The 26,540-nt window shown below is 71.2% G+C and carries 25 protein-coding genes and 1 pseudogene; 10 read left to right on the top strand and 16 right to left on the bottom strand.

Annotation, left to right across the window (positions count from 1 at the left end; genetic code table 11):
* Positions 1 to 37: 37 nt before the first annotated feature.
* Positions 38 to 673 (top strand): DUF502 domain-containing protein, encoded by a 636-nt coding sequence (locus ACV7JO_RS00150; protein ID WP_470354313.1) that lies wholly within the window; start codon positions 38 to 40, stop codon positions 671 to 673.
* Here ACV7JO_RS00150 and ACV7JO_RS00155 read toward each other — a convergent pair.
* The 5 genes from ACV7JO_RS00155 to ACV7JO_RS00175 all read right to left on the bottom strand — a co-directional run bounded on the left by ACV7JO_RS00155 (position 670) and on the right by ACV7JO_RS00175 (position 5,408).
* On the bottom strand, positions 670 to 1,602 hold the full coding sequence (locus ACV7JO_RS00155; protein WP_470354314.1) for a branched-chain amino acid transaminase: 933 nt from the start codon (positions 1,600 to 1,602) through the stop codon (positions 670 to 672). The genes ACV7JO_RS00150 and ACV7JO_RS00155 overlap by 4 nt on opposite strands.
* A 164-nt stretch (positions 1,603 to 1,766) precedes the next feature.
* Positions 1,767 to 2,435 carry a 3,4-dihydroxy-2-butanone-4-phosphate synthase gene (gene ribB, locus ACV7JO_RS00160; protein WP_470354315.1) on the bottom strand — a complete coding sequence of 223 codons (669 nt, stop codon included), beginning with the start codon at positions 2,433 to 2,435 and terminating at the stop codon, positions 1,767 to 1,769.
* On the bottom strand, positions 2,422 to 3,120 hold the full coding sequence (locus ACV7JO_RS00165) for a DUF120 domain-containing protein (RefSeq protein WP_470354316.1): 699 nt from the start codon (positions 3,118 to 3,120) through the stop codon (positions 2,422 to 2,424). The genes ribB and ACV7JO_RS00165 overlap by 14 nt, the downstream gene beginning before the upstream one ends.
* Positions 3,121 to 3,296: 176 nt before the next feature.
* Positions 3,297 to 4,271, bottom strand: a complete 975-nt coding sequence (gene twy1 / locus ACV7JO_RS00170) for a 4-demethylwyosine synthase TYW1 (RefSeq protein WP_470354317.1) — start codon at positions 4,269 to 4,271, stop codon at positions 3,297 to 3,299.
* Positions 4,272 to 4,364: 93 nt separating this feature from the next.
* Positions 4,365 to 5,408 (bottom strand): zinc-binding dehydrogenase, encoded by a 1,044-nt coding sequence (locus tag ACV7JO_RS00175; RefSeq protein WP_470354318.1) that lies wholly within the window; start codon positions 5,406 to 5,408, stop codon positions 4,365 to 4,367.
* A gap of 266 nt (positions 5,409 to 5,674) precedes the next feature.
* Between ACV7JO_RS00175 and ACV7JO_RS00180 the strand changes: the two genes are divergently transcribed.
* On the top strand, positions 5,675 to 6,403 hold the full coding sequence (locus tag ACV7JO_RS00180; RefSeq protein ID WP_470354319.1) for a DUF7260 family protein: 729 nt from the start codon (positions 5,675 to 5,677) through the stop codon (positions 6,401 to 6,403).
* 99 nt (positions 6,404 to 6,502) lie between these two features.
* Here the strand turns inward: ACV7JO_RS00180 and ACV7JO_RS00185 are convergent, their stop codons facing one another.
* The gene (locus tag ACV7JO_RS00185; protein WP_470354320.1) at positions 6,503 to 7,090 is read right to left on the bottom strand and encodes a peroxidase-related enzyme; all 588 of its coding nucleotides are present in this window, start codon (positions 7,088 to 7,090) and stop codon (positions 6,503 to 6,505) included.
* Positions 7,091 to 7,192: 102 nt separating this feature from the next.
* On the opposite strand from ACV7JO_RS00185, the gene ACV7JO_RS00190 reads away from it, so the two are divergent.
* The 3 genes and pseudogenes from ACV7JO_RS00190 (at position 7,193) to ACV7JO_RS00200 (ending at position 10,225) form a co-directional block, all read left to right on the top strand.
* Positions 7,193 to 7,564: a NifU family protein gene (locus ACV7JO_RS00190; protein ID WP_470354321.1), complete on the top strand. Its 372-nt coding sequence runs from the start codon at positions 7,193 to 7,195 to the stop codon at positions 7,562 to 7,564.
* 128 nt (positions 7,565 to 7,692) lie between these two features.
* A pseudogene (locus tag ACV7JO_RS00195) lies at positions 7,693 to 9,197 on the top strand (sulfatase).
* A gap of 2 nt (positions 9,198 to 9,199) precedes the next feature.
* Positions 9,200 to 10,225, top strand: coding sequence for a lysylphosphatidylglycerol synthase transmembrane domain-containing protein (locus tag ACV7JO_RS00200; protein WP_470354322.1), 1,026 nt, complete (start codon positions 9,200 to 9,202; stop codon positions 10,223 to 10,225).
* Here the strand turns inward: ACV7JO_RS00200 and ACV7JO_RS00205 are convergent.
* Positions 10,209 to 11,093, bottom strand: coding sequence for a ketopantoate reductase family protein (locus tag ACV7JO_RS00205; RefSeq protein WP_470354323.1), 885 nt, complete (start codon positions 11,091 to 11,093; stop codon positions 10,209 to 10,211). The genes ACV7JO_RS00200 and ACV7JO_RS00205 overlap by 17 nt on opposite strands.
* Positions 11,094 to 11,165: 72 nt before the next feature.
* Between ACV7JO_RS00205 and ACV7JO_RS00210 the strand changes: the two genes are divergently transcribed.
* Entirely contained in the window at positions 11,166 to 11,720 is a 555-nt protein-coding gene (locus ACV7JO_RS00210) for a hypothetical protein (protein ID WP_470354324.1), read from the top strand.
* Between the two features lie 332 nt (positions 11,721 to 12,052).
* Here the strand turns inward: ACV7JO_RS00210 and ACV7JO_RS00215 are convergent, their stop codons facing one another.
* Genes ACV7JO_RS00215 through ACV7JO_RS00225 form a run of 3 tightly spaced genes read right to left on the bottom strand, consistent with a single transcriptional unit; the run spans position 12,053 to position 14,882 of the window.
* A complete protein-coding gene (locus ACV7JO_RS00215) occupies positions 12,053 to 12,352 on the bottom strand; it encodes a DUF7130 family rubredoxin-like protein (protein ID WP_470354325.1) in 300 nt (99 codons plus the stop codon).
* 44 nt (positions 12,353 to 12,396) lie between these two features.
* Entirely contained in the window at positions 12,397 to 13,599 is a 1,203-nt protein-coding gene (gene metX, locus ACV7JO_RS00220) for a homoserine O-acetyltransferase MetX (protein ID WP_470354326.1), read from the bottom strand.
* Entirely contained in the window at positions 13,596 to 14,882 is a 1,287-nt protein-coding gene (locus tag ACV7JO_RS00225) for an O-acetylhomoserine aminocarboxypropyltransferase/cysteine synthase family protein (RefSeq protein WP_470354327.1), read from the bottom strand. Before ACV7JO_RS00225 ends, metX begins: the two co-directional genes overlap by 4 nt.
* 136 nt (positions 14,883 to 15,018) lie before the next feature.
* On the opposite strand from ACV7JO_RS00225, the gene ACV7JO_RS00230 reads away from it, so the two are divergent.
* On the top strand, positions 15,019 to 15,972 hold the full coding sequence (locus tag ACV7JO_RS00230; RefSeq protein WP_470354328.1) for an AAA family ATPase: 954 nt from the start codon (positions 15,019 to 15,021) through the stop codon (positions 15,970 to 15,972).
* A gap of 17 nt (positions 15,973 to 15,989) precedes the next feature.
* On the opposite strand, the gene ACV7JO_RS00235 is transcribed toward ACV7JO_RS00230, so the two are convergent.
* From ACV7JO_RS00235 to ACV7JO_RS00255, 5 genes are read right to left on the bottom strand one after another with little or no spacing between them, the layout of a single operon-like run.
* On the bottom strand, positions 15,990 to 16,376 hold the full coding sequence (locus ACV7JO_RS00235) for an SHOCT domain-containing protein (RefSeq protein ID WP_470354329.1): 387 nt from the start codon (positions 16,374 to 16,376) through the stop codon (positions 15,990 to 15,992).
* A 39-nt stretch (positions 16,377 to 16,415) separates the two neighbouring features.
* Positions 16,416 to 18,026, bottom strand: coding sequence for a DUF7519 family protein (locus ACV7JO_RS00240; protein WP_470354330.1), 1,611 nt, complete (start codon positions 18,024 to 18,026; stop codon positions 16,416 to 16,418).
* Positions 18,023 to 19,357 carry an NEW3 domain-containing protein gene (locus ACV7JO_RS00245; protein WP_470354331.1) on the bottom strand — a complete coding sequence of 445 codons (1,335 nt, stop codon included), beginning with the start codon at positions 19,355 to 19,357 and terminating at the stop codon, positions 18,023 to 18,025. Before ACV7JO_RS00245 ends, ACV7JO_RS00240 begins: the two co-directional genes overlap by 4 nt.
* Positions 19,357 to 19,977 (bottom strand): DUF7269 family protein, encoded by a 621-nt coding sequence (locus tag ACV7JO_RS00250; RefSeq protein ID WP_470354332.1) that lies wholly within the window; start codon positions 19,975 to 19,977, stop codon positions 19,357 to 19,359. Before ACV7JO_RS00250 ends, ACV7JO_RS00245 begins: the two co-directional genes overlap by 1 nt.
* On the bottom strand, positions 19,977 to 22,718 hold the full coding sequence (locus ACV7JO_RS00255; RefSeq protein WP_470354333.1) for a transglutaminase TgpA family protein: 2,742 nt from the start codon (positions 22,716 to 22,718) through the stop codon (positions 19,977 to 19,979). Before ACV7JO_RS00255 ends, ACV7JO_RS00250 begins: the two co-directional genes overlap by 1 nt.
* A 106-nt stretch (positions 22,719 to 22,824) precedes the next feature.
* Between ACV7JO_RS00255 and ACV7JO_RS00260 the strand changes: the two genes are divergently transcribed.
* From ACV7JO_RS00260 to ACV7JO_RS00270, 3 genes are all read left to right on the top strand, one after another.
* The gene (locus ACV7JO_RS00260) at positions 22,825 to 23,097 is read left to right on the top strand and encodes a DUF7967 family protein (protein ID WP_470354334.1); all 273 of its coding nucleotides are present in this window, start codon (positions 22,825 to 22,827) and stop codon (positions 23,095 to 23,097) included.
* 86 nt (positions 23,098 to 23,183) lie between these two features.
* A complete protein-coding gene (locus ACV7JO_RS00265; RefSeq protein ID WP_470354335.1) occupies positions 23,184 to 24,107 on the top strand; it encodes an ABC transporter ATP-binding protein in 924 nt (307 codons plus the stop codon).
* Positions 24,104 to 25,093: an ABC transporter permease subunit gene (locus ACV7JO_RS00270; protein ID WP_470354336.1), complete on the top strand. Its 990-nt coding sequence runs from the start codon at positions 24,104 to 24,106 to the stop codon at positions 25,091 to 25,093. Before ACV7JO_RS00265 ends, ACV7JO_RS00270 begins: the two co-directional genes overlap by 4 nt.
* 50 nt (positions 25,094 to 25,143) lie before the next feature.
* Here ACV7JO_RS00270 and ACV7JO_RS00275 read toward each other — a convergent pair whose 3' ends face one another.
* The gene (locus tag ACV7JO_RS00275; RefSeq protein ID WP_470354337.1) at positions 25,144 to 26,415 is read right to left on the bottom strand and encodes an RNA-guided endonuclease TnpB family protein; all 1,272 of its coding nucleotides are present in this window, start codon (positions 26,413 to 26,415) and stop codon (positions 25,144 to 25,146) included.
* Positions 26,416 to 26,540: the final 125 nt, after the last annotated feature.

A 26,540-nucleotide genomic window follows, 5' to 3' on the forward strand; every position in this document is an offset into this window, starting at 1 on the left:
GGAAAGGGCTGATAACCCGCCGCCGCCACGTCAGGGTATGGCCTCCTCGTCGTGGAAGCGCGACTTCGCCAGCGGTCTCATCGTCCTGCTTCCCTTCCTCGTCACCCTCTACGTCATCCTCTATCTCTACGGCGTACTCGCGTCGGCGGCGGTCATCCCCGCCATCGACGCGGAACTCATGCGGGCGCTCGGGCTCCCGGACAACGCCACGGCGGTCGAACTGGCCCGGGTCACCACCGCCTTGGTCATCTTCGTCCTCATCGTCTTCTCGACGGGCTACTTGATGCGGACGGCCTTCGGCGACATCGTTGAGGCGGCGCTTGACGACGCGATGAATCACGTCCCCGGCCTCCGGGTGGTGTACAACGCCTCGAAGATGGCCGTCCAGACCGCCGTCTCGGGCACCGAGGAACTCCAGAAGCCGGTGAAGATAGAGGCGTGGGAGGGGCTGCGGATGACGGCGTTCAAGACCGGCAAGACGACCGACGACGGCCGGGACGTGCTCTTTCTCCCGACGGCCCCGAACATCACCACCGGCTTCGTCGTCGAGGTCGACCCCGACGACTACGAGGAGACCGACGAGCGCGTCGAGGACGCTCTGACGCGCATCCTGAGCGCCGGCTTCGGAGATACCTACGAGGGAGACAAGGCGCTCCCGATAGACGAGGACTAGACGTAGCGGAACCACTCCTCGCGGTCGCCCGACTCCACGAGGTCGAAGAAGGCCGTCTGGAGTTCGTCGGTGACCGGCCCCTTCGTCCCCTCGCCGATCTGGTTGTCGTCGACGCTGCGGATGGGCGTCACCTCGGCGGCGGTGCCGGTGAAAAACAGCTCGTCGGCGGTGTACAGTTCGCCACGCGAGATGGTCGCCTCGTCGTGGACGGTGTACCCCCGCTCCTCGGCGAGTTCGATGGCCGTCTGGCGGGTGATGCCGTCGAGGATGGACTCGGCCAGTCCGGTCGTGTATATCTCGCCGTCCCGGACGAGGAAGATGTTCTCGCCCGGTCCCTCGGCGACGTTGCCCTCCTTGTTCAGGACGATGGCCTCGGTGTAGCCGTTGGCCGTCGCCTCCAGCGACGCGAGGACGCTGTTGACGTACGGGCCGGTCGTCTTGGCGTTCGTGGGAATCTGGCTGGAGGAGTACTTTCGCCACGAGGAGACGGCCACGTCGACGCCGTCTTCCAGCGCCTCCTCGCCGAGGTACGCGCCCCACGGCCAGACGCCGATGGCGGTCTCGACGGGCGATTTCGAGGGATTGAGTCCGAGCGGCCCGTAGCCGTAGAAGGCGATGGGCCGGATGTAACAGGACTGGAGCTCCTCGCGGCGGATGAGTTCCTCGGTGGCTTCGGTCAGTTCTTCGGGCTCGAAGGGAATCTCGATGTCGTAGACCTTCGCGGAGTCGTAGAAGCGTTCGAGGTGGTCCTCCCAGCGGAAGATGGCGGGGCCGCGCTCGGTCTCGTAGCAGCGCACGCCCTCGAAGACGCCGGTGCCGTAGTGCAGCGCGTGGGTCAGGACGTGAATCTGCGCGTCGTCGAAGTCGACGAACTCCCCGTCCTGCCAGATGGTGTCGACGCCCTCGAACATCTCGGGTCGGTCGCTCATCGCGCCGCCCTCCTCGTCTCTGCGTCCCGGTAGCGGCGGGCGGTCTCGGCGGCTGTCGCGTCGCGGTGCATACCGGGTCATCGGCACCCGTGGTTAAGAGTCTTGACGGTCCGCGTCGGGCGGTGACACACCCGGGCGGCGTCGCGGGCGGTGCCGGCGGGCGCTCAGTCGAACCGCTCGACCAGCGCGGCCCCCTCGACGTAGACGAGGCCCTCGCGCTCGGCGTAGGCGCGGGCCGCCGCGGGCGGGAGCGCCGCGCCCGTCTCGTCGTCGAGCATCTCGCAGACGACGGCGGCGGGGGGCAGGTCGGCGGCGTCGGCCAGCGCGACGGCCAGTTCCGTGTGGCCCCGCCGGTCGGCCAGCAGGCCCGGCGCGGCCCGCAGCAGGTGGACGTGGCCCGGCGACCGGAACTCGGCGGCGAAGGCGTCGGGGTCGGGGTCGCTCGCCAGCGCACCGAGTTCGCGGATGGTCAGCGAGCGGTCCTCGTCGGTGATGCCGGTGAAGGTGTCGCGGTGGTTCACCGTGATGGAAAAGGAGGAGCGCTCGTCGTAGTCGAGTTCGTGGTCGGCCGCGGTGGGGTGGTCTAGCGCCGTCTGCATGAACGGCAGGTCCAAGGCGTCGGCGACGGGGTCCGACAGCGCGGCACAGACTAGCCCCCCGGCGTCGTTTCGCATCCGTGCGACGGCCTCGGGCGTGACCGCGCCGGCCGGGTATATCACGTCGGTCTCGCCCTCCCGGTCGGCGGCGTCGTGGACCAGCACCGGGTCGCCGCGCCGGAAGGCGGCCACCGCGTCGGCGGCGCTGTCGGTCACCGTCGACTCACTCCGTGACATGGATGACCACCTCGTCGGTGTCTTCGAGCCCCAGCACCTCGCGGAGCTTCTCGGGCGCGATGAGTTCCAGTTGCTCGTCGCCGTGGTGGGTCCGCTCGGGCGCGATGACGTGGGCCGGCTCGTACTCGCCGTCGCCGGCCTCCACGGACGCGGGGTAGCAGTACGCCGGGCCGTAGGTGCGCTCGTCGTCTTCCCAGCCCTCGATGGTCACCGGCTCCAACGCCCCCAGCCGGGCGCGCCGGTGGACGCTCTCGTCGGTGAGTTCGACGTTGAGCGTCCCGGCGAAGGGCTCGTAGCCCAGTCGGTCGATGAACTGCTCCATGTACCCCGGCAGCGTGATGTAGTGGCGTCCCTCGCCCATCCCTGAGGTGACGATGCCGGTCAGGTCGACGTTGGTGTCGGTCTCGAAGATGCGCCGGTAGTCGGCGTACTCGGCCCGGAGCCGGCGCTCGCCGTCGCCGGTGACCTGCACCGCCTGCCCGTCGCTGACGATGTCCCGCTCCAACAGGCCGGCGTCCTCCAGTCGCTGGAGCCGACGGGAGGCCGTCTGGTTCGAGGCGTCGAGTCGCCCCGCGAGGTCCGAACAGGACACCTTCGTCGGCTCGTCGAGCGCGCCCCCGAGCGCGAGCAGCTTCAGCGCCGCGAGTTCGTCGCGCCCGACCGCCTGTCCCGTCGTGTCTGGCATACCCCGACGTACGGACTGGCCCCGGATAAGCATGCCGAATGTGGAACGCGTTCCAGAAGTGGAACGAACTCCCCGTCGGCGGGAGAACTGAACGCGTAACGGTCGCACTCGGAACTACCTAAGTGGTGTCCCGAACAGGTTTGGGCCGCCGCCGCCCGACGGGCGAAACCCGCCGTTCAGTAACTCACGACCGGGTCGCGCTCCCAGAACTCACTCGACTTCTCCAGTTTCGGGACCCACGTCTGCTCGTCCTCGGCGAGCATCGCCACGTGGGACTCTTCGACCTCCTTGAGGGTGTCGTGGGGGAGGTACTCGGCCACGTCCTCGGTGAACGCGCGGACCTCGTCGTGGCTGGGCATCGAGTCGCGGTCGAGTCGGCCCCGCGAGTGGCCGACGTGCATGTACGCCTTCATCTCGACGAAGTCGGCGTCGGCGCGGTCACACATCGCGGCGTACCACTCGGGGTGGTGCATGTTGTGGCCCTTGACCAGCGTCGTCCGGACGACCGTCCGCGTGTCGTCTTTCCCGGCCAGCACGTCCAGCGTGTCGACCAGCGACTCCCACGCGCCGTCCTCGACGGCCTTCACCGTCGAGTCGAAGGTCCGGCGGTCGGGCGCGTCGACGGAGACGTACAGCTGTGTGGGGTCACACTCGGCCAGCATCTCGGGGTTGGTGCCGTTCGAGACGAGGAAGGTGGTGATGTCGCGGTCGTGGAACTCCTCGATGAGTTCCGGCAGGTAGGGGTACAGCGTCGGCTCGCCGTCCAGCGAGATGGCGACGTGGCGCGGTTCCATGGCCTCCTCGAACACCTCGCGGGGCACCTCGCTGTTCCCGCCAAAGCCCGACAGGAGCTTCCGCTGGAGGTCCAGCGAGGCGTCGGCGACGGCCGCGGGGTCGTCCCACTCCACGTCGCCGAGTTCGTAGGCGTGGCCGGCGTGGTCCCGCCAGCAGAAGACACACCGCTCGTTGCACTTGACGACGGGCGTCATCTGGATGCAGCGGTGGGACTCGATGCCGTAGAAGATGTACTTGTAGCACTTCCCCTCGCCGCGCACGGCGTTTTTCGTCCACCCGCAGGTCTGGGCGGCCGTGTGGTTCTCGCTGTGGTAAGCCGGGTCGTCGACCTGTTTCGGCCCGTCCGACTCGCTCATTGCCCATAGGCTGTCGCCGACGGGCAAAAACGTGTGGTCACGGCGCGGGTCGGCGAACGGGCCAACAGCGTGTTCGGCGGCGTCGCCGCGCGGTCAGCCGTCGTACTCGCTGTCCGGGACGACGACGACCTTCCCGAAGCCCTCCCGCTCTTCGAGCAGTTCGTGGGCGCGGGCGATGTCGCTCATCGGCAGCACCTCGCGGATGCGCGGTTCGAGGGTGCCGTCCCAGACGAGGGGCAACACGGCGTCGACCTCGCCGGGGTCGCCCATCGTCGAGCCCATGATGTTCAGCTGTTTCCAGAATATCTCCGAGATGTTCGTCTCGGGGGTCGGCCCGGCCGTTGCGCCGCAGGTGACGATGCGGCCGCCCTTGACCGCGACCTCCATGTTGTCCGTCCACGACGGCCCGCCGACGTGGTCGATGACGACATCGACGCCCCGGCCGTCGGTCAGGTCGTCGACGGCGTCGACGAGGTCGGCCTCCTCGTAGTTGATGGCGTGGTCGGCCCCGATGTCGCGGGCGTACTGCAGTTTCTCGTCGGTTGAGGCGGTGGCGTAGACGGTCGCGCCGGTGTTGGCCGCTATCTGGACCGCGGCGTGGCCGACGCCGCCCGAGGCCCCTTGGACCAGCACCTCGTCGGTCTGTCCGACCTCGGCGCGGGTTTCGAGCATCCGCCACGCGGTCTGGAACACCAGCGGGGTCGCGGCGGCCGTCTCCCAGTCGACGCCCTCGGGGAGCGGTGCGAGGTTCTCCGCGGGCACGGTCGTCAGTTCCGACTGGACGCCGCGTGTGTGCTCGCCGATTATCCGGAACTCGTCACAGAGGGTCTGCTCGCCGCGGCGGCAGAACTCACACTCCCCACAGAACACCGACGGGTAGACGACCACGCGGTCGCCGGGTTCGAAGCGCGTCACACCTTCGCCGACCGTCTCGACGACGCCCGCCGCGTCGCTGCCCGGGACGTGTGGGAACGACGGCGGCGTCGGGAGCCCCTTGCGGGTCCACACGTCGAGGTGGTTCAGCCCGGCGGCCTTGACATCGATGCGCACTTCGCCGGCACCCACGTCCGGCTCCGGCTGGTCGCCGTACTGGAGTACGTCTCTCGAACCCGTCTCGTCGTAGTACACGGACTGCATGCGCTCGCCAACGCAGGCAGGGGGCTTCAATATTACAGACGGTACCGCGGGGCAAGGGGCTGGAAGGAAGTCCGAGCGCGCCGGAGGCGGCCGTGGGTTCGACCGCCGGTCGCGCCAGCCGCCACCGACGGGACCGACCGCGACGGGGGTTTCCGGGCAGAAACGGAACTCGCGTGCCGCCGCGAATACTTAAGTAAACGGCCGCTGTCGGGCGGCTTGACGTGGTATGTAAAAGACTTATTGTTGTTACCCGCTAGCATATACGTATGGCCGCAGCCTCCGACGCAGAGGACCCGCGCTTGTTCGTGGATTCGCTGCGTGCGTACGTCCTGACCCCGGTCCGCGACGCGGCGGCGCTCGCCGCACGCGAGCGAGACGAGTTGGAAGCGGAACGCGCGGCGTTCGAAGCGTTCGCCGAGCGAGTCCGCGACGTGACACCGGTCCGCCCGCCGGCGGCGTCGCGGCCGCTGTCGGAACCGGTCCGCGACGACGCGCGCGAGGCCGTGCTGTCGGCGTACCGCGAGACGGTGCTGGCCGTCGACCACTACGACGAGGTGTACGGGGAATCGTTGGTCGAGAACGCCGCGGCGGAGCTTGGTCCCGACGTGGCCACCCTCTTCCGGTCCGACGGCGGGACGCGGTTCACGCCGCCGGTGAAGCGCCTCCTCCTGACCAGCGTCCAGCAGTGCGCCGAGGAGCGCGAGCGGTTGTGTGCGACCATCGAGCGCGAACTGTCGTCGCTCGCGGCCCACCGCTCACACCTGACGGAGTTCGTCGAGGCGATGGACGGCCCGACGGTTCCGGGGTGGTACCGCCAGACCTTCGAGGCGGAACTCGACGACGCGCTCGCGACGCGCCAGCGCCACCTCCAGTCGTCGCTGGGCGGGTTCGACGCCCACGAGTTCTGCGCGTACCTCTACGGCGACCGGGAGTGGCGCTACCCGGTCCTGACGAGCATCGCGCGCCTCCGCGAGTCGAGCATCACCGACCGCTGAACGAGCGCGTCGCGGGCGGCCGTCGCCGCATCCCGCTCTCCCTGCCCGCTCACTCCCCGTCCCGGGCGGCCGTCGCCGCATCCCGCTCTCCCTGCCCGCTCACTCCCCGTCCCGGCCCAGCGCGTAGAACTCCTCGTTCGGGCGCATGTCCGCGAGGTGGGCCAGCCGGTTCGAGAGGTTGAAGAAGGCGGCGACGCTGCCGATGTCCCAGACCGCCCGGCGACTGAACCCCTGCGCTTCGAGCCGTTCGATGTCGGCCTCGGTCACCGCGGCCGGTCGCTCGGTGACCTTCACCGCGAAGTCGAGCATCGCCCGGTGTGGCTCTCCGATGTCGGCCGTCCGGTGGTCGGTCGCCACCTGCTCGGCCAGCCGCGGGGCCTCGGCGTAGATGCGCAACAGCGCGCCGTGGGCGACCACGCAGTACAGGCAGTCGTTGACGCCGCTGACCGCGACGATTAGCATCTCTACCTCGGCCCGTTCGAGTTCGGTGTCCTCGACCAGCGCGTCGTGGTAGGCGAAGAAGGCCCGGAAGTGCGACGGGCGATAGGCCAGCGCCCGGAAGACGTTCGGGGTGAACCCCGCCCGTTCGGTCTCCTCGTCGATGCGTTCGCGCACGTCCGCGGGTAGGTCCGCCCGGTCGGGGACCGGGAACCGCCGCATCGCCTCGTCCGTGTCGTCCGTCGACATACCACATGTCGTGGGCGGGGCGGCTTGAACGTTGGCGTGGCCGCCGACTGAATCGGTCAGTCCAAAGGTCTAAGCGTCCCCGGGACGGACCTGTATGTACCTATGAGCACGGAGACAGAGGGCGGGGACGACCTGCGGGAGCGCATCACGAACTTCCTGCGTCGGAACTTCCCCCAGATTCAGATGCACGGCGGGAGCGCGGCCATCGAGGAGATAGACCGCGAGGACGGCAGCGTCACCATCCGGCTGGGCGGGGCCTGCTCCGGGTGTGGCATCTCGCCGATGACCATTCAGGCCATCAAGACGCGCATGACCAAGGAGATTCCCGAAATCAACGAGGTCACGGCCCGGACCGGGATGGAACAGCAGGAGGGCATGTCCGGCGGTGCCGGCATGAGCCCCTCGTTCCCCGGCGAGTCCCGCGGCGGCGATGTCGGCGGCGACGAGGACGAAGGCCCCGAAGCGCCGTTCTGAGGCCCCGGACTTCTCCGTTCTTTCCCGCGCCCAGCGGCGGCGCTGTCGGCGGCAGCGTCTCCCGTCCGTACGACGGCGACAGCGGCGAAAGCGCGGTCTTTTAACGTGCCGACGGCGATGCCCCTACCATGACCGCTACGGAGGGGTCGAACGTCCTGTTCGTCGTCCTCGATACGGTCCGTAAGGACCGCCTCTCGGTCTACGACCCGGACCGGGAGACGACGCCCCATCTGGCCGAGTTCGCCGAGGAGGCGGCCGTCTTCGAGCAGGCCGTCGCGCCGGCCCCGTGGACGCTGCCGGTCCACGCCTCGATGTTCACCGGCCGCTACCCCAGCGAGCACGGGGCAACGCAGGAGGACCCGTACCTCGACGGCGAGACGACGCTCGCGGAGTCGCTGTCGGCGGCGGGGTACGACACCGCCTGTTACTCCTCGAACGCGTGGATAACGAGCTACACGAACCTCACCGCCGGCTTCGACGACCACGACAACTTCTTCCAGATACTGCCCAGCGAACTGCTGTCGGGGCCGCTTGCCTCTCTCTGGCAGACGATGAACGACAACGACACCCTGCGGGGGTCGCCGACCGACTCGTCCAAGTCGGCAACAAGATTCACGAACACCTCGCCGAGGGCGGGGGCGGTGACACCAAGACGCCACAGGTCATCGACAAGACCATCGACTTCGTGGACGACAGCGACGACTTCTTCGCGTTCATCAATCTCATGGACGCCCACCTCCCCTACCACCCCCCCGAGGAGTACGCTGAGCGGTTCGCGCCCGGCGTCGACTCGACGGACGTGTGCCAGAACTCCAAGGAGTTCAACTGCGGCGCGCGCGACATCGACGACGAGGAGTGGGACGCGATTCGGGGGCTCTACGACGCCGAAATCGCCCACATCGACGCCCAACTGGACCGGCTGTTCTCCCACCTCAAGGAGACCGGGCAGTGGGACGACACCGCCGTCGTCGTCTGTGCCGACCACGGCGAACTCCACGGCGAGCACGACCTCTACGGCCACGAGTTCGCCATCTACGACCAACTCGTGAACGTCCCGCTCATGGTCAAACACCCCGACGTGGAGCCGACCCGGGACGAGACGACGACGGTCGAACTGGTCGACCTCTACCACACGGTACTCGACGCCGCCGGGGCCGAAGGGCTCGGCGAGTCGCTCCGGCCGGCCCGCTCGCTGCTGTCGGCGGACTACCGCGAGTTCGCCGACGACGTGGGCGGCCACGACCGCGGCCCCGTCGGCTTCGTCGAGTACCACCAGCCGGTCGTCGAGTTGCGTCAGTTGGAGGGGAAAGCAAGCGGCGCGGGCATCGACCTCGACACCGACTCGCGGTTCTACTCGCGGATGGGCGCGGCCCGAACCCCCGAAAACAAGTACATCCACTGCACGCGCATCCCCGACGAGGCCTACCGCGTCGACGACGACCCCGGCGAGACCGAGAACGTCGCCGACGAGGACGACGCGGACATCGCGGCGCTTTCCGACGCGCTGGGGGCGTTCGTCGACGAGGTCGACGCCGACTGGCCCGACGAGGCCGACGGGAGCGACGACGACGTACTCGATGAGATGGACGACGACGCGAAAGACCGCCTGAAGGACCTCGGCTACATCGACTGAACGTGACAGAGGACGCCGCCGCGTTCGACTTCGCCGACCGCAGGACCGTCGCCCAGATACTACTGGGCTTCGGCGTCGCGGCGCTGGTGGTCTACTTCCTCGTGGACTTCGTCGGCACCGAGGCGGTCGTCGACCGACTGCTGCGGGCCGACCCCGGCTGGCTGGCGCTGGCGTGTCTGTCGACCGTGCTGTGTCTGACGGCGTGGGGGAAGGCGTGGCAGATAGTGCTCGGCGTCGCGGGCATCGACGAGCCCATCGGCCGGCTGGTCGTGACCTACTACGCGGCGACGTTCGCCAACTACGTGACCCCGCTGGGACAGGCCGGCGGCGAGCCGTTCATCGCCTACGTCCTCTCGCGGGACACGGAGGCGAGCTATCAGGACAGCCTCGCCAGCGTCGTCACGGCCGACCTGCTGAACCTGTTTCCGTTCGTCACCTTCGCCGGCGTGGGTTTCGCCGCCCTGCTGTACCAGAGCACGCTCCCGGCGGCCGTCGAGCCGCTGGCCGGCGGACTGGTGGCGCTGTCGGTCGGGGTCCCCGTCGTCGCCGCCGTCGGCTGGCGGTTCCGGAAGCCGCTGGGGCGGACGCTGCTCCGGCTGACCGCGCCGCTGACCCGGCGCGCCCCGGTCGTCACGCTGTCGGGCCTGCGGGAGCGACTGCGGGAGACCGAGACGGCCTTCCAGCGCATCGCCCGGGACCGCCGGGCGCTGGCGAAGGCGCTGGCCTTCTCCTACGTCGGCTGGGTCTTCTTCGCGCTCCCGCTGTTTCTGGTGGCCCAGTCGGCCGGCGTCTCGCTGTCGCTGTTGCTCGTCTTCTTCGTCGTCCCGGCCTCGACGCTGGCCGGACTCGTCCCCTCGCCCGGCGGCTCCGGCGCGGTCGAGGCCGCGCTCGTGGTGTTGCTGGTCGCGCTGACCGCCGTCGGCCAGACCGACGCGACGGTCCTCGCGTTGCTGTACCGGGTGGCGAGCTACTGGTCGGCGCTGTTGCTGGGCGGAGCCGCGGCCGTGTGGGTCATCGTCCGGAACTAGCCTCCCACGTTCGGACCAGCCGCCACAGCGTCTCGTTGACGGGGACCGGTTCGGTCGCCGCCTCGACCACGTAGCCGTTGATGGCGTCGATTTCGGTCCGCGAGCCCGCCGCCACGTCCTGCAGCATCGACGAGCGGTTTGCGGCGGTGTCGGCGACGACCCGCTCGGTGAGTTCGACGGCCCGGTCGTCGGACAGCACCACCCCCTGCTCGCGGGCGACGCGGGCCGTCTCGGTCGCGGCCGCCGTCGCCAGCGCGTCCGCGGGCGGCGCGGCGAGCGCGCCGTTCTCGACGCGGGCCAGCGCCGTCGCGGCGTTGACGGCGGCGTTGACCGCCAGCTTCTCCCACAGCCGGCGGGGCATGTCGGCGGCGACGGTCGCCTCCACCCCGGCGGACTCGAAGGCCGCGCCGACGCGGTCGGCGGCCGCCGACTCACCCCCGTCGCGGGGGCCAAGCGTCACCTCGCCGCGGCCGGTGAACGCCACCTCGCCGGGGGCGGTCAGGCGCGCGCCGTAGGTGCAGGTTCCCGAAAGTACCGGGCAGTCGACGGCGTCGGCGAGGACGGCCTCGTTGCCCATCCCGTTCTGGACCGACAGGCAGGCCGTCAGCGCGCAGTCGGCCACCTGCTCGGCGACGGCCGCGGTGTCGTAGGCCTTCGCGGCGACGACGGCGAGGTCGGCGCTCTCGGGCGGCTCCGTCCGGGCGTCGAGCCGGGTAGTGAGCGACTCGACGCCGGTCACGCGCAGTCCGTCCCCGCGGACCGCGCCGACGTGGGGCTCGCGTCCGACCAGCGTCACGTCGTGTTCGCGCGCGAGCAGGCCCCCCAGCAGGCTCCCCAGACTGCCCGCACCGACGACGGCGATGTCCATACCCGAGCAAGGCCGGGCGACCACAAAAGCGCAACCACCAGCCACTTGCGCGAGCGGGACCCAGCGGGCGACATGAGCGACGAGTCCGCCGCCGAGTCCGTGGTCGCGGCCATCGACGACATCGGCGTCGACCGGCTCTCCGAGGGTATCCTCGACGCGTGGGCGCGCGCCGGGTTCGCCGACGCCGGCGTCGACTGGCCGGCCGCGCCCCGGTACCGCCTCCGACTCGACGACCCCGGCGACCCCGCCGGACTGGACGCGCTGGCGGCCGTGCTGGACGCCGGCCCCCGCCGACCCGAGACGGCCTTCGTCCACGTCGCGCTGGGCCGGCGCGACGACCACGGCGACGCCCGCATCGCCGTCGAGCGGCTGTCGGCCCGCGCCGACGTGACGGTCGGGGACCACCACACCGCCGGTACCGTCCGGCTGGACGGCGACGCCTTCGACGCGCTGGCCCGCCTCCACGGCGAGGGGCTGGCCTACGCGCTGGTCCGGGACGACGAGGGCCGCGCCGTCGCGGAGCGACGCGACTGGACGACGCTGCGGTTCGCGCTCGACGACGCGGCGCTGGCCGACGTTCGTGCGGCCGTCGGCGACGACGTGGCGGCCCGAATCGAGCGGAACTGACGGTCGGCCGCCCTACCCCGGTACTCGCAGCCGAGACCGCTCACCGGCCGCTTCAGTCCTCACTCGCACGGAACCGGTGTTCGCGACCGAGACCGCTCACCGGCCGCTTCAGTCCTCACTCGCACGGAACCGGTGTTCGCGGACGGGACCGCTCACCGGCCGCTTCAGTCCTCACTCGCACGGAACCGGTGTTCGCGACCGAGACCGCTCACCGGCCGCTTCAGTCCTCACTCGCACGGAACCGGTGTTCGCGACCGAGACCGCTCACCGGCCGCTTCAGTCCTCACTCGCACGGAACCGGTGTTCGCGGACGGGACCGCTCACCGGCCGCTTCAGTCCTCTTGCCAGTAGTATATCTCCTCTTTCCGTGCGCCACAGGAGGGACACGTTTCGGGAATGTCCTCTATCTGCCCCATCTCGCCACACTCCCAGCAGCGCCACATCAGTTCGGCCTCGCCGGCGGAGCCGGTGGCGACGTGCTCGCTCGACAGCGCCTCGATGCCGTCCTCGACGGTGACGTAGAAGCCGTGTTCGTCGAACCCCCGGATGGTGCCCAGCTCGTTGCCGTCGGCGTCGTAGACGGTCTCGCCGAACGATACCTCGGCGTCCGCGCTCGTGGACATGTCGGACATACAACCGAACCGACGGGCCGAGGTGTGTTAAACCCTCCCGTGGGCTAGCGGGAGAACAGGCTGTTGTGGACCGGCGCGAAGTCTGCGGTGTCGACCTCGCTGTCGACGGTGTCGGAGACTGCGCTGCCGTCGAGCCCGGTTTCGAGGAAGTCCGACACCGGCGGGCCGACGTTGTCCGGTTCGACGAGGAAGGCGTCGTGGCCGTAGTCCGAGTCGACGACGTGGTGGGCCACGTCGCTGTCGGTCTCCCGGAGCGCCTCGGCAAGCGCCTCGGACTGCTCGGTCGTGAAGTGCCAGTCGCCGGTGAACGACATCACCAGCGCCTCGCCGTCGAAGGCCGCCAGCGCGTCGGCGTCGGACTCGAAGCCCGAGGCGAGGTCGTAGTTGTCCATCGCCCGCGTCAGGTAGAGGTAGCTGTTGGCGTCGAAGCGCTCGACGAACTTCGAGGCGTTGTAGTCGAGATACGACTCCACGTCCCGATAGGGGAAGAACCGCCCCGCGGGGTCGGTGGGGAAGGCCCGCTCGGCCTCCCGCGTGGCGGCGCGACGGCCGAAGCGCCGCTCCATGCTGGCCTTCGAGAAGTACATCACGTGGCCGATTTGCCGGGCCAGCGCCAGCCCCTCGTCGGGGTGGTCGCCGTCGTAGTAGTGGCCCCCGTTCCAGTTCGCGTCGGTCGTGATGGCCCGGCGGGCGATGGCGTCGAGCGACAGCGACTGGGCGTCGAGCCGGCCCGCGGCGGCGATGGGCACGACCTTCTCGACGTGGTCGGGGTGGCGCTTCGCCCACTCCAAGACGTTCATGCCGCCGACGCTGCCGCCGACGACGGCGTACAGGGCGGGGACGCCGAGTTCGTCCAGCAGCGCGCGCTGGGCCTCGGTCCAGTCGGTGACGGTCACCGGCGGGAACTCGGGGCCGTAGGGCTCGCCCGTCTCGGGGTTCTCGCTCGACGGCCCGGTCGTGCCGTAACAGGAACCGGGGACGTTCGCACAGACGACGAAGAACTCCGTCGTGTCGATGGCCTTGCCCGGGCCGACGATGTCGTCCCACCACGCGTACGCTTGGTCGCCGTCCTCGAAGCGGCCCCGGGAGGCGACGTGGGCGCTGCCGGTCAGGGCGTGACAGACCAACACGGCGTTGTCCCCCTCGAACTCGCCGTAGGTCTCGTAGGCGACTTCGAGGTCGGGGACGGTCTCCCCACACTCGAACTCGAACTCGCCCAGCGAGACGGTTTGGGATTCGACGCTCATGTCGCTCGCTCGATGGCCGCGTCGATGTCAGCCACGACGTCCCGTGGGTCCTCGATGCCGACGCTCATCCGGACGAGGTCGGGGACGACGCCGCTGGCGCGCTGCTCCTCCTCGCTGAGTTGGGCGTGGGTCGTGCTCGCGGGGTGGATGACCAGCGTCTTCGCGTCGCCGATGTTGGCGAGGAACTGCGCGAGGTCGGTCTCCTCGCAGAAGCGCTGGCTGGCTTCGTACTCCCCCAGCCCGAACGTGACGATGCCGCCGAACCCACCGGAGAGGTACTGCCGAGCGAGGTCGTGGGTCTCGTGGCTCTCCAAGCCGGGGTAGGTCACCCACGCCACGTCGGGGTGGTCCTGCAGGTGTTCGGCGACGGTCATCGCGTTCTCGCAGTGCCGCTCCATCCGCAGGGAGAGCGTCTCCGTGCCCTGTAGGGTCGCCCACGCGTCGAAGGGTTTCTGCCCGTCGCCCAGCGAGCGCAGCGCCCGCTGGCGCGTGGCGACGGTCAGCGCCCGGTCGCCGAAGGCCTCCGCGAAGGTCGTGCCGTTGAACGCCTCGTTGGGCGCGCCGAGTTCGGGGTACTTCTCGGGGTACTCGGCCCACGGGAACGAACCGCCGTCGACCAACACGCCGCCGACGGTCGTCCCGGAGCCGTGAATCCACTTCGTCGTCGACTCCCAGAGCAGGTCCGCGCCGTGGTCGAGCGGATTGCAGAGCGCGGGCGTCCCGAAGGTGTTGTCGACGAACAGCGGGACGCCGTGGTCGTGGGCCATCCCGGCTATCTCCTCGAAAGGCGGGACGACCAAGGAGGGGTTGCCGACCGTCTCGACGTGGACGTAGGCGGTGTCCTCGTCGATGGCCGCGGCGTAGGCGTCGGGGTCCAGCGTGTCGACGAAGCGGGCCTCGATACCCCGCCGGTTGCAGGTCTTCGTGAAGTAGCTGTGTGTCCCCCCGTAGATGGAGGCCGAGGAGACGACGTTGTCCCCGGCCTGCGCGAGGACGAACGTCCCGGCGTCGAGCGCGGCCATCCCGGAGCCGGTGGCGACGGCGTCGACGCCGTTCTCCAGCGAGGCCATGCGCTTCTCCAGCGTCCGAACGGTCGGATTGTCGAACCGCGAGTAGACGTTGCCGTCGTCCTCCAAGGCGTACCGGTCGGCCGCCGTCTCGGCGTCCTCGAAGACGTACGAGGAGGTCTGGTAGATGGGTGGCGCGCGCGCGCCGGTCGCCGGGTCCGGCTCCTCCTGTCCGGCGTGGACACACCGCGTCCCGAAGGCGTAGTCGTCGGTCATGTGCAGTATGCATATATCTCCAAACGTCTATAACCACGAGTTACGGCAAAACTCTCCCCGTGTGGTCAAGTGGCACGAAGCCCCTTGCGGTCGCCGGACGCCCAGCGTATTTGACGGTGGCCGCCGACGTGTCGGTATGGACCACGCCGCCGCCGGCGACGCCTGCCGCGAGATACTCGACGCGGTCGGGCGCGCCGTCGTCGCCGACGACGCCTTCCTCCGGACCGTCATGACGGGCGTCCTCGCCGAGGGCCACGTCCTGCTGGAGGACGTGCCCGGCACCGGGAAGACGCTGACCGCCCGCGCGTTCGCCACCGCGCTGGACCTCTCCTTCTCGCGGGTCCAGTTCACGCCCGACCTCCTCCCGTCGGACATCACCGGCTCGAACGTCTACGACGAGGCTACCGGGACATTCGAGTTCCAGCCCGGCCCCGTCTTCGCCAACGTCGTGCTTGCCGACGAGATAAACCGCGCGCCGCCCAAGACACAGGCCGCGCTGCTGGAGGCGATGGGCGAGGGGCAGGTCACCGTTGACGGGGAGACCCACGCCCTCCCGGACCCCTTCTTCGTCATCGCCACGCAGAACCCCGTCGAGCAGGAGGGAACGTTCGGTCTCCCCGAGGCCCAGCGGGACCGCTTCGTCGTCAAGACCGAGATGGGCTACCCCGACTTCGCCGGCGAGCGCGAACTCGTCGACCGTCGGGCCGAGCGGGCTGCCAAGGCCCCCAGCGTCGAGACGGTCGTCCCGGGCGAGCGCATCCCCGCGCTCCAGCGGGCCGCGGAGTCGGTCACGGTCGCCGAACCGCTGCGGGACTACGTAGTCGAACTGGGCCGGGCGACCCGCGAGGACGACCGGGTCGACGTGGGCGTCTCGCCCCGGGGCATCCAACGGCTGTTCGAGGCGACGCGGGCCGCCGCCGTCGTCGCCGGCCGGCCGTACGCGGTCCCCGACGACGTGAAAGGCGTCGTCCGGCAGGTGTTCGCCCACCGGCTCGTGCTGACGGCCGACGCCGGGGTGCGCGGCGTCGAGCGGTCGGCCGTCGTCGACGACGTGCTCGACCGCACCGAGGTGCCCGCCGTCGACCCCTAGACTGCCCCCGTCGCCGTTCAGTCCCGCTCGGTCTCCGCGCGCTCCCGCTCGACCCGCGCTCGCTCCTCGGCGTCCTCGATGGTCTCGGTCTCCAACAGCCGCTCCAGTTTCCGCTCGAACTGCTCGTCGGTGAGTTCCCCCTCGGCGTAGCGCCGGCGGAGCCGCTCCAGCGCCGTCTCGTCGTCGCGCTCGGGGGACGGTTCGGCGTCGGCCGTCGTCTCGTCCTCGTCGTCGCCGAAGAGGACCCCGGCAAGCGGGACGACGACGACGTAGCCGACCAAGAGGGCTGCTAGCCACCAGTCCTGTCCGGTGAACAGCGCCGCCATCCAGACGCCCGTGACCAGTATCGACACGAGCCCTGTCGCGTTCGCTCTCGCGCGCTCCGTGGGGGACCGCTCGTCCATACGGGAGCCGTGAACGGCAGCGCACATAGAGGTAGGCAGTCAGCGCAACGCCGCCACCAGCGCGACGACGGCCACGAGACAGGCGACCAGTCCCGCGAGCGCGCCGCCGGGTGCGACGGAGACCGACCCCCGCGCCAGCGCGGCGAGCGCGGCGGCCCCGCCCGCCCCGACGGCACCGACCGCCAGCGTCCCGCCGAGGTGGACCAGTTCCGTCCGCCGGGTGTCGACCGCGGGACCGACCTCCCAAGCCAGCGCCGCCCCGAACGCGCCCGCGTCCCAGACGGCGATAGCGCTGACGACGCCGCCGAGGACCAGCGCCGCCCCGGCGTCCAGCGCGGCGGCGAACGCGCTCGCGAGGAACAACCCGCCGCCGGCGACGCTCGCCCCGGCCGCGCGCTCGGCGACGGTGCCGGTGACCAGCGCCAGCCAGAGCGCACTGGCGAGGAGCCACGGGAGCGCGAGGGCGGCCGCCGCCGCCAGCAGTGCGACCGTCCCGGTCCCGGCGAAGGCGACTGTCGGACCGACGAACCGCTCGGCCAGCGTCGGGACCGGCGGCGCGCTCGCCTGTAGGGCCGCCTCGGCGGTCCCGACGGCTGGGTCGGCGACCGCGAGGGCGACCGCCGCGAGCGCGACGCCGCCGGCGTAGGGCGCGAGGACGGTGCCGACGCGGTCGGCGGAACTGCGGACCGCGCGCCGGAGGAACCACACCGCGAGCGAGACGGCGACGCCGGCGACCGCCACCCACCAGAGCGCGCTCCGGAGCGCGGGCGCGGCGGTGAGCGCGACCAGCAGGTCGTAGGCCGCCGGCCCGAGCGCGCCGGCCAGCGCCGACTGGCCCGGGCCGAGTTCGGCGACGAGGCCCAGCACCGCGACGACACCGGCCGCGCCGGCGGTCCGGTACAGCCCCCGGCGAACCGACGCGACGGCCGCGGCCACGTCCGGTCCGTCCCGAGTCCGGGGCGCGAGTTCCGCGAGCGGCAGCGCGACGACGGCGCGGGCCGCGGCCAGCGCGGCGACGCCGACCAGCAGCGCGAACACGGCGACGTGGGCGCGGTCCGGCGTCGGCGCGAACAGCGGGTCGAGGACGGCCCCGAGCAGGTCGCCGACAGTCCGCCGGACGCCGGGGGTACCGGGGTCGGCTTCGAGGGCCGCGAGCGCGCGGCGACCGACGGCCGCGCCGCCGGCGAGCCCCACCGGGACGAGCGTCCGGAGGGCGACCCCGGCGTAGCGCTCGGCCCGCGTCGCGTCGACGACGCCCCGCGCCGCGGCGGCGGCCCCGAAGACGGCGGCGAGACAACACCCCGCGACCAGCGCGCCCGCGGCGACACGGACCGCGAGTCGGCCGGCCAGCGCCGGCGACGCGAGCGGGAGCGACGCGGCGGCGACGGCCGTGGCGACGACGGTGACGGCGGTCCCGGCGGCCACCGGGAGCGTCAGGAGGCTGGCGAGCAGCGTCCCGACGGCACGCCACCGCTCCCAGCCGACGAGCCACAGCGACAGCGCCAGCAGGAGGGCGCTCGGGAGGCCGACCCACGCCGCTGCGCCGACGCCGACGGCCGACAGCAGCGCCGCGACGAGGACGGCGGTCCCGCCACAGACGACCGCGAGGCCGGTCGGGGGCAGCGACCCCCCTCGCTCGGCCGCGCTCACGGGCCGAACACCGCCGCGAGCGACTCCCGGAGCGCCACGTCGATGGGCCGGGCCACGTCCCAGTCGACGACCGACCCGCCGGCGCGCTCGACGCGGCGCAGGCGGGCCCCCCGCTCCAGCGCCACCACCGACCCGCCGACGGTGTCGCGGCGGGCCACGTCCGGGCTGACCAGCGTCGTCGGGTAGTCCCGGACGGTCAGCGACGCCGCCAGCGACGCCGCCCAGTCGTCGACCAGCGGCGAGAAGACGACGACCTGTGCCGTCGGCGGGAGTCGGGCCAACAGGGCCGCCGCGGCGTCGTCGCTCGCGCCGCCGTCGGCCGCCGCCTCCACGCTCGCTTCCTCGGCCCCGGCCGGGCGAGCGGCGGCCGCTCGGCCCACGCCGTCGAACACCCGCGCGGCGCGGGCGGCGGCGTAGTCGCCCGTCTCGTCGGCCCACGCGAGGCCGTCGGGCGCGACCCCGCCCGACACGTCCGCGTCGGTCAGCCCCACCGCGGCGACGCTCGCCACCACACCGGTCCGGTCGAGGGCGTCGAACAGCCGCTCGGCGGCGTAGGCGGCCAGTTCCGCGCCGGTCGGGTAGCCCGGCTCCGGCGTCACCCGCGCGGGGCGGCGGGCGTCGACGACGAGGACAGTCCGGACAGCCTGCTCCTCGCGGTAGTCGACGGTGGTCAGTTCGTTCGTCTTGGCGTAGCGACGCCAGTCGATGCGGCCGACGGGGTCGCCCCGGCGGTACCGGCGCGTCGAGTGGAACTCCAGCCCGCTCCCGCCGCTGTCGGTCGGGAGCGTGCCCGCCCGCGGGAGCGTCGCGTCGGCCAGTGGCACCTCCGAGACGGTGTTGGCACAGGTCAGCGCCGCGTCGCCATCGACCGCCAGCGACGCGGTGACGGCGTCGCTGGCCGACAGCGTCCGGACCCGGACCGCGGCCTCGTCGAAGGCGTAGCTGCCCCGTTTCGCCAGCACCGCGTAGGTCGCCGTCACCGACTCGCCGGGTCGTAAGGCGGTACAGGCCCGAGGGGACCCGTCGACGACGGTCAGGCCGTCCGGGACGCCGTCGATGACGCGCACGTCGGTCAGCGCGGCGTCGCCGGCGTTCTCGACGGTCAGCGAGACGGTCACCGGCTCGCCGGGCGTCGGCTCGGCGTCGGCGACCGACCGACTGGCCCGCAGGTCGGTGTCGTCTGGCACCCGCGAGAGCGCGCCGTAGACGACGTAGGCCAGCGGGACGACTGCCGCGGCCAGCACCAGCGCCTCGGCGGTCAGCAGGGCCGTGGCGACCAGCGCGAGCGCGCCCGCAAGCCACCCGCTCCAGCGCCGTTCGCGCCGGCGCATCACGCCCCGCCCCCGTCGGCGGCCTCGCTCTCGGCGCTGTCCTCGACGGCCGTGACGGCCCGGCGGACCCGCCGCTCGCGCTCGCTCTCGGGGTCGAGCCAGAGCCGGAACCGGGCCGACAGCGGCTGTGCCCGGTCGGGGGCGAGCAGCGCCGCCGCCACCTCGTCGTCGGTCCACGCGCCGGTCCGGACCGCCCGCTCGGCGGCGTCCCGCGACAGGCCCGCGTCGGCCGCGTGGGCCGTCACCGCCACCGCTTGGAGCCGGTCGGCGACCCGCTCGGTCGCGGCCTCGTCGCCGTCGACGGCGGCGGTCACGTCGTCGTCGAACCCGCCCCCGGCGAGGCGCGCGTCCGCGGCCGCCACCGACTCGGGTCCGCGCTCGACGGCCGCGTCGTACGCCGTCAACTCTCCGCCGTCGGTCCCCCCGGCGAGCCACGCCGCCAGCGCGCCACAGCCGGCGACGGCCAGCGCGGCGGCGACGAGCAGCGCGGACGGGTCGACCGCGTCCAGCGCCGTCACGAGCGGGGCGACGCCGAGCGCGCCGGGCGCGTAGACCAGCAGCGCCGCCAGCCCGGTCGCCGTCAGGCCGACTGCGCCGAACACGACCGCTCGCAGGCGCATCAGCCCTCGCCCTCCCCGTCGCGGGCCGCCCGTTCGATTCGCTCGACGGCGCGCTCGACCGCCGGGACCCGCTCGTCGGCCGCCAGCCCGCCGTACTCGACGGCGCGGAAGGCGTCCCGGAGCGACCGGACGGCCTCGGGCGGGAGCCCGTCGACCTCGATGGCGTGGGCGGCTATCTCCCCCGGCGTGTGGGTCCAGTACTCCGCCAGCGAGACGTGGTCGAGGAAGCGCCGCCACGCCGCGCGGACGCTCGCGGCGTCGGTCCCCGACTGCTCGCCGGGACGGCCACGTCCCGTCCCGCGGACCGCGGCGGCCGCGTCCTCGGCCGTGGCAGCTCGGTCGCCCAGCCACGCGCGAAGGGCCCCCAACAGGGCGGCGAGCGTCACCTCGCCGGCCAGCAGGGCCCGGAGGTGTGCCACGGTCAGGTCGAGACGCGTACGGAGTCGAGCCAGCGCCGCGTCGGCGAGGTCGGCGGCCGCGACCAGCGCGGCGACGGCGGCACGGACCGCCCGCCGAGCGGCCGCGGCGACCGTCTCGAGTGTCACGCCCGACCGGCGCACGCCCGCGAGGACGACGCCGAGTAAGAGCGCCCCGGCGACGGCGACCGCCGCGAGGTTCCGGACGAGGCCGCCGACGGTGACCGTCTCGCGCTGGCCGTGTTTCGAGACGGTCACGGCGGCGCTGTCGGCCAGCGGGAGCGTCGGCGTCGCCGTGCCGTCGACGCCCGTGGTCGTCGCCGGCCGGCCCCCGACCGCGACCGTCGCGTTGGCGACCGGCGCGTCGCCCATCGTCGCGTTCACGCGCAGTCCAGTGCCGGGCAGAGCCAGCGGGAGCGCTGGCGTCGCCGCCACGTCGAGGGCGGGCAGAGAGAGCGTCGCGTTCCCGGTGACGGGGTCCCGGCGGACGGCGACGGTGACGTTGCCGGGTCGTTCGGGAAGTCGGACCGTCGCTCGCCCCGCGTCGTCGGTCGTCGCCACCCGCTCGCCGCCCAGTCGCACCGCCGCCGTCCGGACCGGAACACCGTCGACCGTCGCGGTGACGGTCACGCGGTTCCCGGTGACGGCCTCGCCGGCGACCGCGACGGTCGCCGTCGTCGGCAGTTCGTACGTCCGATTGGCCGACTGCTGGGCGACCGGGCCGGCGACGGCGCGCAGGCGGTCCGCGTCCGCAGCGAGGACGGGCGACCCCGACCACGCCGCCGGCGGACGGACGCGCTGACTCCCGTTCCCGTCGCCGGGCGGGACGACGCCCACGTCCAGTTCCGCGTCGTAGGGCACCCGCCCGACGACGGTCCCCTCGGCGTCGGTCCGACCGACGGGGTCGCCGTCGAAGTAGACGCGCGCCCCCTCGACTGGCGTCCCGCCGCGGGTCACCCTCGCCGCGACGGCGGCCCCCGGCGCGGCGCTCCGGTTCAGTGACACCGCGTAGCCCGCCGGGCCGTCGGACTGGTCGCCGGCGTCCGCTCCCCCGCCGTCGCCCTCGCTCTGGCTCCCGTTTTCCCCGTCCGAGCGGGTCGGGCCATCAGCCCCGCCGGGTGCGGGCGTCCCGGCCGCTCCGGGGTCAGTCCCGTTCGGGCCGACGCTGAACCGCTCGCCGGGGCTGCCCCGCTCGAAGGCGGCATAGGACTGGCCCGCGGCCGCCATCGCCTGCTGTTCCGCCTGGAGCCGTTCCCGGCCCGGCGTCGGGTCGAATCGGACCCAGCCCACGCCCTCGAAGTACGCCTCGACCCACGCGTGGGCGTTCATGCCGCGGACGGTGTAGCTCCCCCGGCCGGTCCGCTCGCCCGTCGAGTAGCCGACGGCGTACCGCGCGGGGACGCCCTGCGTCCGGAGCATCGCCGTCATCGCCGTGGCGAACTGTTCGCAGTACCCCGCCTCCATCCCGAAGACGAACGCCGCGGCCGCGTCGCCGTCGTCGGGGCCGCTGGCGTTCAGCGAGTAGCGCTTGTTGGCCTCCAGCCACCGCTCGATTCGGCGCGCCTCGCCGTAGGGCGACGCAGCGCCGGCGGTCAGATTGTCCGTGAACGGCCCCAGTCGCTCCTCCGTCCCGGCCGGCAGGTCGGTGTAGCGCTCCTCGATGCCCGCGGGGTAGTCCCGGCCGCTGGCCCGCAGGACGGCGGGGTCGGTCGGCGGCGTGACGCTGGCCGCCCGGTAGGACGTTCCCGCCGGGACCGGCCGGCGTGGTTTCACGGCGCGCTGGTCGGTGACGAGCGCGTCCGTCCGGGAGACGGTCCGGGGCCGCCAGACGGTCGGCAGCGCCGCCGCCGACCGTTCCAGCCGGACCGCGTAGTCGACCGACTCGCCGGCCATCCCCCCGGTCGGTATCGGGCCGTCGTAGGGGGCCGGCCGGCCGCTGCGGTTCCACCCGCTTCCGGTGTAGGTGTCGTAGGCCCCGGTCCGCCAGTAGGCCGCGTCGGTACTTCGGACCGTGAAGTGGACCTCGGTACTCCGGGAGCGAAACGGGCTGTCGCCGCCGACGGACCCGCCTACGTCCGTCGACTGGCCGGGGTTGAGCGCGCCCAGTCCGCCGCCCGCGCCGCCGGCCGGACTCCCGCTCCCGCTACCGGGCAGCGACCCCGGCATCGGCACCGCCGAGGCGGCCGGGCTCCCGGCTCCGGCCGGCGAGAGCACGGGGAGGACCGCCGTCGCCAGCAGGACCGCGCCGACACAGACGGCGGCGAGAAAGACCCGGAGGTACTCGCGTCGAGCCGGCTCGGCGGCGAACGGGGACTCGTCTGACATGCGGACGACAGGTGGAGAGTGGTGTACCCTGACGGCGCAGTACGCATAAGTCTGCTGTCGGTCGCGGACGGAGGATACAAGCCGGGGGGCGCACAACCGGCGGACGATGACAGAGGGCGAGGAGATGGTCCGGTGCTGGCTGGTCGAACGCTCCAGCTACGGCGACGAGCGGATGGTGACGCTGATATACGCGACGACCGACGGACAGCGCCACCTGACCAAACAGCTCTCGACGAACCTCCTGATGCGAAAGCGGGTGACCGCCGCCGTCGACGTCGAGCCCGAGCGGTTGGAGCCGGTCACAGACGACGAGCGCGAGCGCTACGCCGCGGAGGCCCGGCGGATGGCCGACAGCCACGGCCCCGACGAGGAGGTCTGACGCCCCGCTGGGCCGGCGAACATCTGACCTTCCTGATACGACCGTAACACGAAAGACTATACCAGCGGCCGGCACAAACCGGGCGTATGGCAGCGATAGAACTGGACGGAGTACGAAAGGAGTTCGGCTCCGTGACCGCCCTCGAAGGGGTCGACCTCACCGTCGAAGAAGGTGAGATTTTCGGCTTTCTCGGCCCCAACGGCGCGGGTAAGTCCACCGCAATCAACGTCCTCCTCGATTTCGTCCGGCCGACCGCCGGGTCCGCGGAAGTCCTCGGCCGGGACGTCCACGACGAGTCGAAGCGCATCCGCGACCGCACCGGCGTCCTCCCGGAGGGGTTCGACGTGTACGGCCGGCTGACCGGCCGCGAGCACCTCTCGTTCGTCGTCGAGTCGAAAGACGCCGACGACGACCCCGTGGAACTGGCCGAGCGGGTCGGCATCGCCGACGCTATCGACCGCAAGGCCGGAGGCTACTCGAAGGGGATGCAACAGCGGCTCGTGCTGGCGATGGCGCTGGTCGGCGAGCCGGAACTGCTCATCCTCGACGAACCCACCAGCGGGCTGGACCCCAACGGCGCACGGCTCATGCGCGAGATAATCCGCGAGGAGAACGAGCGGGGCGCGACGGTCTTTTTCTCCAGTCACATCCTCGGACAGGTCGAGGCCGTCTGTGACACCGTCGGCATCCTACAGGACGGCCGGCTCATCGCCAAAGACACCGTCGAGGGGCTGCGCGAGGCCGCGGCCGGCGACACCACTCTCCGGGTACGGCTCGGCGACGGCGCGGTCGTCGAGGACGCCGTCACGACCGTCGAGGACGCCGCCGTCGGCACCGGTGTCGCCGCCGAGAACGGCGGCCTGCGGGTCACCTGTGACGCCGACGAGAAGATGAGCGTCCTCAACACCTTGGAGGAGGCCGGCTTCGAGATAGAGAACTTCGACACCGAGGAGGCGTCGCTGGACGACGTGTTCGCGGCCTACACCGGGCGCGAGGAGGTCGAAGCGTGAGCGACCGCGAGGCCGACAGCGCGGGCGCGTTCGCCGCGTCGCTGCTGGCCGACGCCGACGACCGCCTGCACGCGGTCGACTGGTACCCCATCGTCAAGAAGGAGTTCGCCGACACCATCCGGACGCGGGCGCTGCTCGTCCTGACGGTGCTGTATCTGGCGATGTTCGTCCTGCCGCTCGTGGTCTTGCTGTACACCGACCTCGGGCAGGCGGCACAGGCCGCCTCCGCGCTGTTGCAGTCGCTGTCCTCGCGAATCCTGTCGGTCATCGTCCCCATCTCGGCCATCGCCCTGACCTACGCCGCGCTGTCGGGCGAGCGGCAGTCGGGGTCACTGAAGATACTGCTGTCGCTGCCCTACACCCGCCGCGACGTGGTCGTCGGGAAACTGTTCGGCCGCTTCGTCGCCCTCGCGACGCCGCTTGCGGGGACGCTCGTCCTCCAGATGCTCGTCGTGTTGCCCGAGGCCGGCGGCGACCTCCAACTCCGGACCATCGCCGTCCTCATCGGGCTGACGCTCCTGTTGGCGCTGACGTTCGTCGGCTTCTCGCTGGGCGCGTCGGCGGCCACTTCGACCACGCGCCGGTCGCTCATCGCCGCCGGTGGCATCTGGGTCTACCTCTTCGCCCTCTGGAACTCCGTCTCGCGGGGCGTCGGGAACCTCCTGCGGGACCACGCGAGCCTCGAACAGGCGACGGTCCTGAAAGTCGAACTGTTCGTCAAGCTGTTCAATCCGACGCAGGCCTACCAGACGCTGCTGGTCTCGCTCGCGAGCTCCGAGTCGACGGTGGCACAGGCCCGTGCGTCGATGTTCGGCGGCATCCTCGGGGGGCGGGGCGCGCTCCTCCGCCAGCGGGCCGCTGTCCAGACGCTGAACGAGTCCGTGCCGCTGTACCTCTCGGACGCCGCGGCCGTCGGCGTCCTGCTGTTCTGGTGTGTCGTCCCGGTCCTCGTCGGCTACCGGCTGTTCGCCGGGGCCGACCTGTGACATCCTCCGCGCCGTGAACGGCGCGGCTTCCCACGCATGGGGAATACCAGCTAAGTGCGGCTGTTGCTGGTAGAGGGTTCCGACCCGTGGAAGGCCGAGAGAGTCATCTGCGAGTGTTTCTCGCTCGTCTCACGGTGGGTCGTGGTGCTGTCACAGGCACTCCCATCCCGAGGCGAGTCATTGCCTGCCGGTTTCAGCGGCACGCTCTCTCCCCACGGGTCAGCCCGTTGTGCAACGTTGATTGCGCCGTTTATGTCGCCCTGAAACGCCGTGATGTGGCACTCGTCGTTGGTACACCGGAAGGTGGCTTGTGCGGCTCTGTTTCCGATGTGACCGCAGGCGTGGCACGTCTGGCTGGTGTACTCCGGTCGGACGTACTCAACCGGGATACCGGCCTCTCGCGATTTGTCCTCAACGCGATTCTGTAACCGGGCGAACGCCCACGCATGGAGTCGCCGGTTCATGTACGCGCCGTAGTCCAATTCTTCACGGAGATACGTGAGATTCTCCATTACCAGCACCGGCTCCTCGAATTGTCGGGCGTACTCAACGGCCTGCCGAGAGGCCTTCTCGACAATATCGGTGAGCGCGTTCTGGTAGTGGTTGAATCGCTCATCAATCCGCCACTCGGCGGCGTCACGCTCTTGGAGTCGTTTCAGGGTGGTGTGCATCTCTTTGCGGAGATGCCTCGCACGGCTCCCGTCACACACGAACGGGCCGGTTGGTGAACCGTCCTTGAGGGCACAGCCCGTTATCAGGGCGGTTTCACCAATGTCCAGACCGATGTGCGTCACGTCGTCGCCGTCTGTCGCGTAGTCGGGTTCTTCGACCGGAAAATCGACAGTGACGTGTAGCGTCCACGATGTGCGATTCCGTTGCAGGCGGAGTTGTCCCGCCGAAGCGTCACCGTGTACGAGGTCGTGCCACAGACCGTCTTGTTCGGGGTTGATACGAAGCGGTATCCAGAAATTCGTCCCGCGACCGGGTTGGGGTGCCCACCACGTAAACTCGTAGTCTCGTGCCGGAGAGTGGTCGAACTCGGCGGCTTGGTTGGTGAGCCGAACCGGGTGGTCGTCGTCTAATACTTGTGCGTTGTAGGTGTCGTGAAGTTGTGGGACGTAGTTGCACAGGGCCGCTTTCGCCTGATACGGTAAGTCGTAGGGCGTCACCACGTCGCTGGTTGCGCTCATCGTGTCGCACCCGGCGTCGAACGCTTCGTGTAGCCCCTCACGGTAGGTTTCGAGCAGGTCACACAGTTTCCGCTCCTTGTGTGCTGTCGGCGGCGCGAGGGTCGCTTCGAGCGTCTTAGTCGTTGTTTCCATCCGTCTCTAACCCTTGTTCAATTAGCTCGCGGTAGGCACGCGGATGCCGGATGCCATTCTCACGAGCGTACTCTTTGACTCGCTCGTGTAGATCGCCACCGCGCTCCATATCTATCTCGGTTCGC

This window comes from Haloarcula sp. MBLA0138 (assembly GCF_055632455.1).